This is a genomic window from Komagataeibacter kakiaceti JCM 25156, assembly GCF_000613305.1.
On record NZ_BAIO01000031.1, the window covers coordinates 1 to 12396 of the forward strand.

Genomic DNA, 12396 nt, shown 5'->3' on the forward strand with positions numbered 1-12396 from the left:
GCCCGCACGCTGGCCAGCCCGGCGGAGGTGCCTGTCGGCATCGTCACCGCGCTGCTGGGCACGCCCGCTTTCGTCTGGCTTCTGGCGCGCAGCCATCGCACGGGCATTGCGTGATGACACTGGAATTACACGACATCACATGGCGGCAGGGCGGCCGCGACATCCTGCATGGCATCACCCTGCCTTTTGGCAGGGGAAATGTCACGGCAATCATTGGTCCCAACGGCGCGGGCAAGAGTTCCCTGCTGCGCATTGCCAGCGGCCTTTCCACCCCAACCGGGGGGAAGGTCATGCTGGATGGCCGGTGGATTGCAACCCTGCCTGCCCGGGAGCTGGCCAGACACCGGGCCATGCTGACACAGGAAAGCGAGGCAGCCGGGCAGTTTTTGGTACGCCAGATGGTCATGATGGGAGCCGGGATGGCGGCCCACAAGCTGGACATTGTGCAACAGGGATTGCTGGCCGATGCTCTGGTGAGACGGGTGGGACTGGAAGGATTTGCCAACCGGCAGATGATGACGCTGTCTGGCGGTGAACGACAGCGCGCTCATCTTGCCCGTGTCCTGATGCAACTGGAAGTTGCCATGACAGATGGCACGCTACCCGGCTTCCTGCTGCTGGATGAACCGATTTCGGCCCAGGACCCGGCGCATCAGGCGATTGTACTGCAACTGGCCCGCCAGCATGCGTACCGGGGCGGTGGGGTGGCGATCGTGTTGCATGACCTGAACTGGGCCGCGGCCTGTGCCGACTGGCTGGTTGTGGTGCACCGGGGAACAATCCATGCGCAGGGACCGCCAGAAACCGTCCTGACGCAGGATCTGCCTGCGACATTTTCGGGTTGCGGCAGGGCTGCGTCCACCGCCACGAAAAAACGGCCAGACCCTTCATCCTTCCCCATGACAATATTGACGAGGAAACAGACAGATGTACATCGCCATGAACCGCTTCCGGGTCAGACCGGAATGCACGGGAGAATTCGAACAGCGCTGGCTGGAACGTGATGTCCTGCTGAAAACCGTGCCCGGTTTTGTCAGCTTCCAGTTCCTGCGTGGGCCTTCACGTGAAGATCACGTCCTGTACGCATCCCATACGGTATGGGCTTCCCATGCCGCATTTGGCGCATGGACGCAGTCAGAGCAGTTCCGGCAGGCGCATGCCCAGGCTGGGCAGGGCAAGGTCCTGACGATCGGCCCCCCGGTCTTCGAGGGTTTCGATGTCCTGCAGGATATTACGGGGCAGGACTGATACGATACGGTCCAGATGCGGCCGGGGCCTGGTGGCGAATTATACCGCCATTGGCCCGCAAGAGGCCGCACTCATGCCTTTGACTGCCTGAACATCCAGTCGCGTGCGGCCCTGATGTAGAAGAACTTGCGCGCCGAGCCCATGTGGTCAACACCGTCAAATGTCAGGAACGTGACATTGGCGTCTTTTGCAAGGTAGCCGTTGACCTGATCCGTCAGCTTCTGCTGGCGATCGACCGGGAAGATGAGGGCTGGGTCAAGCAGGTTCTTCGGGCGCACCACGGTGCCGCCCGCCTTTTCCCATACCGGCACGCATTTCTCGTTCCATGGCGTGGCCTTGTCATCTTCCGAACCGGTAATGATCAGGATCTTCTGTTTGGCAAGGGGCACGACATCGGCTGGCCGCTGCTGGCCCGCGATGATCAGCCCGGCGGAAAAGGTTTCCGGATGCCTGGCCATCAGCCATAGCGATGTCATCGCCCCCATGGACCAGCCAGTGCAGTAAACCCGTTTCGGTCGATTTTCAGGACCTTGTCACGTCGGTCTGCCCGGTTGGGGTTGCCATAATCCCATGTGTTGCCAAGCAGGGATTCAACCAGCCGGTAGGTGTTCTCCACGTCTGATGTATGTTCCCAGTAATCGTTCATGGTCGTGCGCTCGTAGCGCGGGGTAATGATCACACATTCATGTCGGTCCTGTTCTTCGGGCAGGCTCCAGATACTGGCAATACACTGTTCGGTCAGCGTCTGGGCGCAGGTGCCATCGGGGCTGGTGCCGGAATGGGTAACGGCCAGAACGAGGGGATAGGCCCGGTTTTCACCACCTTCCGCTAGAAAGGATTTCGGCAGGTATATGCTGTATTCCAGCCACGCGGAACGCGTATCATCCCACCACCAGTGGTTCTGTTCCCATGCATCAACCCCACGGATCGCGACCCGGTTGCCGTGATGCCCCGTGTTGCTCCATACGGTCTTGCTGCCGGCATAGACCATGCCGCCCGTAGTTCTGACGCCCTTGTCCTGTATCAGCGTAACCCTGTCGCTATCGGTGGTGGGTACGCTGAGGTCCGGGTCATGGGCGAACTCGGCAATGACATACCGGCCGGGCACACTTTTTCGGTCGGAGCGGAGTGCCGGATCAGTATTGGTATAGATGGCTGCAATGGGGCGTGGCTTTGCCGCCGCGGTTGTCTCATTCTTGTCCGGCTCCTGCGGCATGCCGGCAAAGAACCCACTGGCGGCGGGGAAAACGGCCGTGGTGTAGGTATCAAGCGCCAGACTGGCCGGGTCGATCGTGGCGTCATATTCCACTGCGATGCCGTAAACCTTCTCGCCCCCGCCGGTTACCTCGCACAACGCGCAGATACCCTGAAGGCCGGGACTTGCAGGCCTGTGAGGACCGGGGCCATCCGGCCCGCCGGACGATGCCGCCATGAAGCCGTGCCCGTCCCCTGCGGCGTGGGCCTGCCGGGCACCAGCGCCCATGGTGGCGGCGACACCTGCAAACATGGCGCCGGCCGCCACGAAATCACGTCTTGATACATCGGTCATCGCTTCGTCCTCCCGTCAGGAACAGATATGACTATAAAAATACCATCAGCGTTATGAAATGACTTGATGAAACATGGGTAACACACATTGCCTTCCTATTCCCGCGCATGTTTTCCATGGAAGGAAGGCGCCAGCGGGTCATCGCGCGGGAAGGCATTCCTGCCGGGCAGTCGCGGCACGTCCCACCCCCCACCAAGGTCAGCAATCAGCTTCACGCTGGCCAGCAGGCGGTTTTCGTGAATCTGCGGCGCGGTCTGCCGGGCGGCAATGACGGTGGTGCAGATGGCCGCCTTTGCTCCCGTCCGGACACCATTGCGGAAACGGCTGAATTTTCATGGCAGCAATCCAGCATGCCATCGACCATACAAAAATATGAATAATTATTTGAAATATTTTGAACTTTATTTTCCTCGAAATACTTCATCTCGCACGACCATGCCCATGCATTGTTCCAGTAAAAAATCCCGGGCCGCTGCCTACGGTACACATAACAAGAACCCGAACAGGGAGAAACGGTCTCGTGACGGATCGTACGAAAGAGAAATGTCTGAAAGCTATCCCCTCCCGCCACAGGAAATCGAGCTGAAGCTGCTTTTCGAGCCTGAAGCACAAACAGTAATCAGCCACCATCTGGCCGCCATAGCCCTGGGGCGCAGCCAGAAAAAGCGCCTGATCACGACCTATTACGATACCCCGGACCTGCACTTGAAACAGGCGGGACTGTCCCTGCGTGTCAGGCGTTCGGGTAGCCTGCGTATCCAGACCCTGAAAACCGATAGGGAAGAAGGCCAACTGGCCATACATCGCGGGGAATGGGAATGGAGCATCCGTCACGATCACCCTGATATGGACGTGCTGTCGGATACACCGTACGGAGCACTGATAACGGCGCTGGCTACCAGGCTGAAGCCGGTCTGGGTTTCGCACATAGACCGTACCACGCATACGCTTCCATACAACGGCGCGATGGTGGAGGCTGCCATTGACGAAGGCTATGTCCAGTCAGGCAATGCGCGCGATCCGGTAAGGGAACTCGAACTTGAACTCAAGGATGGCCCGGTACGGGCAATTTATGGCCTGGCCCTGGCATTGCAGGCGATCGCTCCCCTACGTCTGGACGTCCTGACAAAAGCCGAGCGCGGGTACCGTCTTCATACAGGTGCGCAAGCTCTCCCGGTGCAGGACCGCAAGCCTCCACTGACCGGAAACATGACCCTGGCTGAGGGTTTTCGCATCCTGATCCGCTCTGGCCTGAACACATTGATCGACAACCAGTCGGCAACCGAGGCAGGGAACCCTGAAGGCGTACACCAGATGCGCGTGGCCATACGGCAGTTGCGCACCGTGCTTCAGATTGTCGAAAGCAGGCATGTGGATCGGTCTACCCTCAGGCTGTTCCAGACTGAATTGCAGCGCATTGGACGTGAACTGGGGGAAGCACGTGACTGGGATGTGTTATGTCTGGAAACATTGCCCGCCGCCTTTCCCGCGCATGAAAATGATGATCAGGTCCACATGCTGACTGATGCCGCCCAGCTAAAAAGAACAGCCGCGTACCAGAAGATCAGGCACGAACTGCAGGCACCAGCTGACTGCACTGGTCCTTTCCCTCAGTCTCTGGATCGAGGATGCGTCTTTTCCGGAAGGGAGGGGGGGAAAGGAAATTTCTTTAGGCCATGTGGCACCCACAGTGCTCGATCATCTGCAACGCAAGGTCATGCGGCGCGGACGACGGATCAGCCATCTCTCCCCCAAGAAACGACACACGCTGCGTAAATCCCTCAAAAAATTACGCTATGTGGCCAGCTATCTTGAAGCTCTTTATCCTGCCCGCGCGGTCAAGGCATATATGAAACACTGCAAGGAACTGCTGCAGCAGCTTGGCAAAAATAATGATACCATTGTCGCGTCAACACTTGCTCTCGATTTAAAAAAAACACACCCGGATCTTGCACCGATTATCAGTGCCTTTATTTCATGGAACGACAGGCGGCATCGTCAGGCATTGCGCGCCCTTTCTCCAGCCTGGAAGCGCTTACGCCGCGCACCGCTTTTCTGGCATGAATAGATCGGCCCTCCATCCTATCCGCCACCGGCAATAACGGTGTGCGCGGAGGGCGGGAACGCGTCACAGCTGACAGCCCGATGCCCTGATTTACCCTTTCAGCCAGGGAAGCTGCCGTAGATCAAGACCTAGTATTTCCCGGGCTTTCCGATTATCCGCACCCGTCAGGCTGTTCTGGTAATACACGCTTTCCACACCCATAAGGCTAAGGCTTTCTCCTCATCAAGGCAGGGCGGCAAGGAATACACGATCCAGTCCGCATAGGCCGGTAGCCATTCCGCCAGTCGCGCTGGCTGACTGTCGACAACGTTATAGAGGTCGGCCGGCGCCGTTAAGGCCGCCACTGTCGCCTGCGTGGCATCGCCACATGAATAAAGGAAAATGTGCTATCTCCCGCACAGATCAGGGCAATTTCTCCGGCTGCAAGATGACTGCTGAACGCACCATCCGGCCAGTACCATGTGCCGGGGCCGTAAAAGAACTGACGTGCCCCCCGAAAATGTGCCCATTTTAAAGTAGAGTCCGATCGAGAAGGATACGGACGGATGAAACGCAGTCGCTTTACGGCAGAGCAGATCATAGGGATCCTAAAGGAACAGGAAACTGGGCTGAAGATCTCTAATCTTTGCCGAAAACACGGGATCAGTGACGCAACCTTCTACAAATGGAAGACCCGCTATGGTAGTCTTGAAGTGTCCGAGGCCAAACGGTTGAAGGTGCTGGAAGATGAAAACAGCCGCCTGAAACGTCTTCTGGCGGATGCTATGCCGGATGATGCCGCACTGAAAGAAATCGTTGGAAAAAAGTGGTGACGCCTGTCGCCAGGCGGCAGGCGGTCGACCATATTCGCGGTGTTCTGGCCCTGAGCGAACGCCGTGCCTGTGCGCTTGTCGGTCTTGCCCGCCGTGTTGCGCGCTATATTTCGACTAGGGCGGACGATGTCGTCCTGCGCCAGCGTCTGCGGGAACTGGCGGGCCAGCGGTGCCGCTTTGGATACCGCCGCCTGAGCTATCTTCTGGCGCGGGAAAGCTTCACACCCAATCACAGGAAGCTGTTCCGCCTTTATCAGGAGGAGGGGCTGAAAGTCCGTCATCGGGGAGGCCGAAAGCGAGCATTGGGCGCGCGTTCTCCCATGACCGTCCCCAGAAACCTGGGCAGCGTTGGAGCCTGGATTTTGTGTCCGACGCCCTGATCTGTGGCCGCCGGTTCCGCATTCTGGCTGTTATCGACGATTTCAGCCGGAAGAACCTGGCATTGGTTGCCGACACATCGCTGTCAGGCGGACGTGTGGCGCGGGAACTGACAACTCTGGTGGAGCGATATGGCAAACCCCTCATGATTATCAGCGACAACGGGACGGAATTCACATCCCATGCCATTCTGAAATGGGCCTCCGGGATGCAGATCGAATGACACTATATCGTCCCGGGGAAGCCGCAGCAGAACGGGTTTGTCGAAAGCTTCAACGGTCGACTCAGGGATGAATGTCTCAACGAAACGCTGTTCACGTCCCTGACGCATGCCCCTGGGACCCTTGTCATTCCATCAACCCCAGGCCATGAAAAACGGGAACTCTCCTTTTGAGGGGATACAAAAAAGGAGGCGCGTCACTCAAAGCTTCTGACACCCTCGCGACGGTGAATGATTCAAGGACGAAGTCGAGATAAGCCGCCTTGTCCATGAGCCTGAGCCGATCGTAAGCGCCATCGGCGAACAGGCGCTTCACCCGGGACAGCATTTGCAGATGGTATCCAGGATCCTCTGGGCACCTGCTCTGTCCGAGATATCGGCAGAGGTAAGATTGATCATCAACAGGCGTCCGTCCGTATTGACGGCAATGTGGCGATTGCGGCCGACGACCTTCTTACCGGCGTCGTAACCTCTTGTTTTCGCGTGAGGCGCCTTGATGTTCTGGCTGTCGATCACCGCTGCCGTAGGGCTGGTGTCGCGGTCTGCCTGAGCCCGGTCCATCATCAGTTCCACGTCATGGACGGTCTGGAACAGGAAGCGTCGGGCCAGTTCGCGAAACCAGCCGTAAACAGTCCGCCAGTGCCCGAAGTGGATCGGCAGCATCCGCCAGCCACAGCCTGAACGCACCAGATAGCGCACCGCGTTGATCACCTCGCGGAACTCAATTTCGCGCGGCCTTCCACGTCGTCCGGGGTGCGGCACCAAAGGCGCGATCCGCTCCCATTCCTCGTCCGTCATGTCAGACGGATAGCGTTTCGTCTTGCGGGTGATCCTGGCCATCCGGCCCCTCTGCTCTGACGTCCACATCCTGAGCTTGAATCATATCAGACCGATTTTTCAAACAGGCTCTTAGAAATCTATTGCTCACACCCATATATTTAATATAAAAACACAATATAAATATCATATCATATTATTATGTGATGGCTGAAATTTATCAATTTATCCTGAATTGTTCATATATATATGTTGCGTTTTAAGAATTTTTCTATATAAATATTTATCCCATTTTCCAATGTTGTAAAATCTTTCTTATACCCAACGCTTCGAAGCTTATTCATGTTAGCGCAGGTAAAGTTTTGATAATTACCTAAAAGATTATTCGGCATATCTATAAATTCAATATCTCGAGACTTACCAAGAGAATCACAAATGGCATATGCAAGATCAAGGTATGTGCGGGCAACCCCTGTTCCGCAATTAAACAAACCATTGACATGTGGATTTTCGTATAACCACATCATTACATCAACTACATCTCCAACCCAAATAAAATCACGTGACTGCTGACCATCTGCAATGGATATGGACGAAGACTTAAATAATTTTGCAGGAAATCCATTTGAAATATCATCGTATTTTACTTTTATAACGGAAAGCATCTTGCCTTTATGATATTCATTAGGTCCATATACATTGAAGAACTTCAGTCCAACCCATTGTTTTGGAATTTTGTTTCCATTTTTAACCTGATTCACAACCCACTGATCAAATGCATGCTTGGACCAGCCATAAAGATTAAGAGGGCGTAGAGTATCAAGCTTGATAGATCGTCGGAAAATCCTATCTTCGTAGAGGCTGCACCATAAGTCGCAGCAGACGAAGCATAAATGAAATTGATATCCCGCTCGGCGCACCACGACCAGAGTTTTTGAGACAATGTAACATTTGTATGCCAGACCAGATCGCCATCCACAGCTATTGTTTCACTTATGGCACCCATATGGAAAATGGCTTTGATCTTCGTCTCCGACGCTAGGAAAGCATCCAGATTTTCAGGGGCAACAATACGTGATGGTGCATGAAGCTGTAAATTACGCCATTTTTCTTCATGACCCAGCCAATCCACAACAACAGTTTCCTCCCCACGAGCGTGGAGTTCGGCTTGAAGACACGAACCAATGAACCCGGCACCACCTGTAATAACAATCATGTTAATTTTCCGCATAGATTATATTGACAGATAAATATGGCTCTTATTTATTATTTCAGAGCACATTATGCCCCTTGACTTATTGTCAGCCAGATTTTCAGTCATGCAGCAGACGAAAACAATTATGTGCAGAGCCATAAGAAATGTAGGGTTGCACTTATAATATTTTAATGGACCATCCGCGTCGGGTCTCCCATATCAAGCTTTTCCCTTATAATCTTCCAATTGGCCAGCGGCCATAACACCACATTCTGTTGCAACCATCCTAACGATTTCGAGTGTAATGCCATACTTTCAGTCGGTTTCGATTTTATGTAACCCTGATCAGTCCATATGAGTGAGATGCTTCCCCCTGTAGCTGAATAGCCCCTGGTTTTCTAGACGCCTTGAGCACTCAAAATCTGCTGTTGTTCGAATTGAACGGATGACAGCACTCCGTTCCCGACATGCGTACGCATCGGATTATAGAATATTTCGATGTCGTCAAACACGTCCTGCCGGGCTTCTGGGCGCATTTTGTTGGTTCGCCGCCGGATGCGCTCGCGCTTGAGCGATGAGAAAAAATTCTCCATCCCCACACTGCGGCACCATCTGGGCGGCGTGACGCATAGCGCCAAGTTTTCGGATCCATACCAATAGGCCGACAAGTCCGCCGCTACGAATAGTCTTTCTCCCGGATCGCCCAGGTCACGGCCTCCCGCCGCAAACCGGGCATCACGAGTTTTTTGCCAGCAGTTCCTTCAGCGGCGAGAGGTCCATCATGCTCTCCGCCAGAAGCAGCTTCAGCTTCGCGTTTTCTTCCTCAAGAGCCTTGAGCCGCCGCGCTTCCGATACCTCCATTGAAACCCACCACAAGGGCGTGTCGTCAGTTGGCATCTGGCGCTATGAAGCTTGTACTCCCGTTTGATCTGTGATGTTTTCTCTCTGTTTTCAGGGAGAGAATGAGTGCGACGATATGGCCTGAGTGACAGCCAGTGGGAACGGATAAAGGATCTTCTCCCGGGTCGTGAAGGTCATGCCGGCGGAACGGCTGCCGATAACCGTCTGTTTGTGGAAGCGGTTCTGTATCGTTACCTGCCGGCATTCCCTGGCGTGATCCGCCCGCCAGGTTCGGGGACAGGAAGAACGTCCACCGGCGACTGCGTCGCTGGTGCGAAAGCGGCATGATTGCACGGATTTTCCGGCATCTGATCACCGATCGCGACAACGAATATATGATGATCGACAGCACGATTGTCCGGGCTCACCAGCATAGTGCGGGTGCCCGTAAAAAAGGGGCGCGGATCAGGCCATCGGGCGGTCCCGTGGCGGACTGACTTCGAAAATCCACGCCATTGTCGATGCTGCAGGAAAGGCGGTCGCCCTGTCCCTGACGCCCGGGCACAGAGCGGACATCACGGAAGCAGAACCTTTGCCGGATGAGGTCGATCCCAAAGCCTTTATCGCCGACAAGGCTTATGACGCCGATCCGCTCATTGAAACGCTTGAATCACGACAGATCACACCGGTTATCCCTTCAAGGAAAAACCGACGCAATCCACGTAAAATCAGCTTCCAGTTCTACAAAAACAGAAACATCATTGAACGCTTCTTTGCCAGGCTGAAGCAGTTCAGAGGCATTGCAACACGCTACGACAAGCTGAAATCAACATTCCTCGCAGCAGTGCAACTCGTCTCCGCCATCATCGGAATTAACTGACGACACGCCCTAGTGAAATGGAAATCGCGGGAGGGAAGGGGGCGGAAAACGCACCAGACCAGACCAAAGAAAAAGCTAAAGAAACCGCGCGGAATGCAGAATCGGCCGCGAACGAAGCGAAAAGGCAGGTCGACGCCAAGAGACAGCAGGCAGAACAGCCGGGACGGTCGAGGTAACCAAAATGAAATGGCCGCCTGACGTTGTACGAACAAACAGAGAAGCGGCCTCTTTCCGAAGGTGAAAATCTGGCATATGTGTTGAAACAGGCTGTAACTAAATATTTGAGAAGAGAGATGTCAGAAAACCAACTGAGTGTCATCGGAAAAGCTCTGGAATGGGGTTACGAAAAAGCCGTAACCGGCGGCGGCGTATTGGGAACCGCGCAGTCCCTCGGTGATGAATACCTAAGGTCAAATAATTACAACAAAAAAGATGCCGCCAATAGTTTGATCAGATGGCAGAACACAAAAGCTGCCACAGGTGGTTTTGTAACCAACCTTGGAGGTGCCATAACAATACCGATTGCAATACCTGCAAACATGGCATCTACTCTCTATATACAGTTAAGAATGATCGCTGCCATCGCACATATTGGCGGGCATGATGTGCTGGACGACAAAACAAAAACGCTTTGTTTTGTTTGCCTTACGGGCAACAGCGCTGCGAGATTGTTAAGTCGGCAGGGGTTCAGTTTGGAACGAAATTTACAGCTTCCACTATCAAGAAGTATGTTACCGGAACAGTAATAACAAAGATCAACCAAGCCGTGGGATTCAGGCTCGTGACAAAAGCCGGAACAACGGGAATCCTTAACCTCACAAAGCTGGTTCCTGTCGTTGGTGGCCTCGTTGGTGGAACATTTGATGGTGTCACAACAAATATAATCGGAAATACCGCACGAAATGCGTTTATCAATGATGATCTATCTGGAGAAGCTGCCCACGTTCGCTCTCCGGAACCCGGCGCACCTTCCCCGTCAGGCGCTCGTGTTAAATTTTGACAAGACCAGGCACCAGCTTAACGTTCAGTTCTTGTCGTTCTTCCTTTCTGAGTGATAACCGAGAACACGATTAGGTCGGACCAGAAGGACCAGGCAACCCGTCCTGTCCCGGTGACGGGGCGGGAGCCATCACTATTTCCTTGATCCTCCCAATTCCGGACAAACACAGATCGATGGCTTTGACTATTTCCTCAGAGGCGCCTCAGAAGGCAAGGGCGCGTTGACGATCCTGAGAGCAGAACGCAGCCATGAATGTCCATCAGGGTCAGCCAGACGATTGATTACCATTGCGCTTTCCTTCCCTTGATCAGCTGCGCATTGGCGAACCATTTACAACGCGGAGAGAAGTGAAATGTGGCGGGGAGGGGGCGATGCCGTGCCGTAAGGATATTATGAAAATAATCGTCTACACATCCGGGCCTTCAGCCGGACCCTGCCGGGGACGGCTCGAAGGAGGAGATCGCATTCCTGGCAGCCGCCAGAGGATGTCGTTTACGCTGCTATCCACGGATTGACCGAAGCCGCGTAGACGCTGCCCAGCGGCAGCCGGGGATGCCCCAGCCCATTAAGCACCCTCCCCGAAGGGTGGCGGTTTCGCAAACGCATCTTCTCCCCGTCAAGACCTCCCGAAGTCATCAATCACCACGCAACAGTCACCGCCCACTCCCCGCAATGACCATCTTCCAGCCTGAAGTAACGGATAAGTAACGAAATGGGTTCCGGGCACCGAGGCGCCGATAGTTCACTCATCCGTGATCTTCTCCTCTAAATCCGGTTCAAACGGCGACTGGCATACATTCCATGCAAAAACGTCATGGATATGCCTCCTGTTCTGTTTTCCGGATGTCAGATCGATTCTTATACGCGACAATCGCATCCCGCGTCGGCATCGCAAGTGCTGATAATGCACGGGCAAAATATGACTGCAAGCCACGGGTAACATTGAAGAAGGCCAAACCCGGAGCCATCGCGGCGGCCGCCAGCAGGGCCAGCAACAAAGTGCCCCTAGCCGATACGGAAGTCGTTACGATTTCGTCCAGATACCACTCGATCTGGGGCAGTATTGAGTGCAGTTCACCAGACCGGGACCAGTCCGGATATGGGATGGCACTATGCAGTCCCATGATGCAGACAGAGACAAGAGAGAGACCCGCGAACACAATGCCCATATAATCCTGCGAGTATCTGTGACTAACAAAAAGGGCAGCCCGTAAGGACTGCCCTTTTTGTTAGGCATCAAGCCGGAAATCAGTTCCCGTTCACGAACTCGGTCTGGGTTGCCACCGTCATATAGATGGAACGATAGAGCGCACCACGCTGCGAGAGGGACATCCGGTAACCCTGGTAGCAGTTCGGCGTGAACGACGGCAGGTAGATTTCAAAATCCGACGAAAAGATGCTGCCGGAAAGACGATTTGCCACGAACAGGCGT

Annotated in this window: 7 protein-coding genes and 8 pseudogenes; 8 read left to right on the forward strand and 7 right to left on the reverse strand. The window is 54.5% G+C overall.

Features of this window, described 5'->3' with window-relative positions; all coding sequences use genetic code 11:
• The 3 genes from JCM25156_RS28605 to JCM25156_RS04065 form a co-directional block, all read left to right on the forward strand.
• Positions 1 to 114 (forward strand): iron chelate uptake ABC transporter family permease subunit (locus JCM25156_RS28605; RefSeq protein WP_148299312.1); only part of this gene is annotated, 114 nt, incomplete at its 5' end.
• On the forward strand, positions 114 to 1004 hold the full coding sequence (locus tag JCM25156_RS21385; protein WP_242402465.1) for an ATP-binding cassette domain-containing protein: 891 nt from the start codon (positions 114 to 116) through the stop codon (positions 1002 to 1004). The genes JCM25156_RS28605 and JCM25156_RS21385, both read left to right, overlap by 1 nt.
• On the forward strand, positions 928 to 1248 hold the full coding sequence (locus tag JCM25156_RS04065) for an antibiotic biosynthesis monooxygenase family protein (protein ID WP_025812223.1): 321 nt from the start codon (positions 928 to 930) through the stop codon (positions 1246 to 1248). The genes JCM25156_RS21385 and JCM25156_RS04065 overlap by 77 nt, the downstream gene beginning before the upstream one ends.
• Positions 1249 to 1319: 71 nt before the next feature.
• Here the strand turns inward: JCM25156_RS04065 and JCM25156_RS21390 are convergent.
• A pseudogene (locus JCM25156_RS21390) lies at positions 1320 to 2797 on the reverse strand (peptidase).
• A gap of 543 nt (positions 2798 to 3340) precedes the next feature.
• Between JCM25156_RS21390 and JCM25156_RS04080 the strand changes: the two are divergent.
• From JCM25156_RS04080 to JCM25156_RS30710, 3 genes and pseudogenes are all read left to right on the forward strand, one after another.
• Positions 3341 to 4372, forward strand: a pseudogene (locus tag JCM25156_RS04080) (CYTH and CHAD domain-containing protein); the annotation flags it as partial.
• Between the two features lie 46 nt (positions 4373 to 4418).
• Entirely contained in the window at positions 4419 to 4865 is a 447-nt protein-coding gene (locus JCM25156_RS31985) for a CHAD domain-containing protein (RefSeq protein ID WP_277909341.1), read from the forward strand.
• 542 nt (positions 4866 to 5407) lie between these two features.
• Positions 5408 to 6386, forward strand: a pseudogene (locus JCM25156_RS30710) (IS3 family transposase); the annotation flags it as partial.
• Between the two features lie 86 nt (positions 6387 to 6472).
• Here the strand turns inward: JCM25156_RS30710 and JCM25156_RS21405 are convergent.
• From JCM25156_RS21405 to JCM25156_RS27695, 4 pseudogenes are all read right to left on the reverse strand, one after another.
• Positions 6473 to 7139, reverse strand: a pseudogene (locus JCM25156_RS21405) (IS5 family transposase); the annotation flags it as partial.
• 149 nt (positions 7140 to 7288) lie between these two features.
• Positions 7289 to 8265 (reverse strand): annotated as a pseudogene (gene rfaD, locus JCM25156_RS27685) (ADP-glyceromanno-heptose 6-epimerase).
• Positions 8266 to 8642: 377 nt separating this feature from the next.
• A pseudogene (locus JCM25156_RS27690) lies at positions 8643 to 8834 on the reverse strand (IS3 family transposase); the annotation flags it as partial.
• Positions 8835 to 8836: 2 nt separating this feature from the next.
• A pseudogene (locus tag JCM25156_RS27695) lies at positions 8837 to 9105 on the reverse strand (IS3 family transposase); the annotation flags it as partial.
• 105 nt (positions 9106 to 9210) lie between these two features.
• Here JCM25156_RS27695 and JCM25156_RS27700 point away from each other — a divergent pair.
• Together JCM25156_RS27700 and JCM25156_RS27705 are read left to right on the forward strand one after the other, a co-directional pair.
• A pseudogene (locus JCM25156_RS27700) lies at positions 9211 to 9964 on the forward strand (IS5 family transposase).
• A gap of 200 nt (positions 9965 to 10164) precedes the next feature.
• On the forward strand, positions 10165 to 10710 hold the full coding sequence (locus JCM25156_RS27705; protein ID WP_199898813.1) for a hypothetical protein: 546 nt from the start codon (positions 10165 to 10167) through the stop codon (positions 10708 to 10710).
• Positions 10711 to 11776: 1066 nt separating this feature from the next.
• On the opposite strand, the gene JCM25156_RS04135 is transcribed toward JCM25156_RS27705, so the two are convergent.
• Together JCM25156_RS04135 and JCM25156_RS29320 are read right to left on the reverse strand one after the other, a co-directional pair.
• The gene (locus JCM25156_RS04135; RefSeq protein ID WP_025812228.1) at positions 11777 to 12133 is read right to left on the reverse strand and encodes a hypothetical protein; all 357 of its coding nucleotides are present in this window, start codon (positions 12131 to 12133) and stop codon (positions 11777 to 11779) included.
• A gap of 79 nt (positions 12134 to 12212) precedes the next feature.
• The coding region (locus JCM25156_RS29320) for a hypothetical protein (protein ID WP_034958355.1) at positions 12213 to 12396 on the reverse strand (184 nt) is incomplete at its 5' end.

Excerpts from the sequence above, each read along its gene's own strand:
- JCM25156_RS21385 (WP_242402465.1), top strand. The coding sequence starts at position 114 with ATGACACTGGAATTACACGACATCACATGGCGGCAGGGCGGCCGCGAC.
- JCM25156_RS04065 (WP_025812223.1), top strand. The coding sequence starts at position 928 with ATGTACATCGCCATGAACCGCTTCCGGGTCAGACCGGAATGCACGGGA.
- JCM25156_RS04135 (WP_025812228.1), bottom strand. The coding sequence starts at position 12,133 with ATGGGCATTGTGTTCGCGGGTCTCTCTCTTGTCTCTGTCTGCATCATG.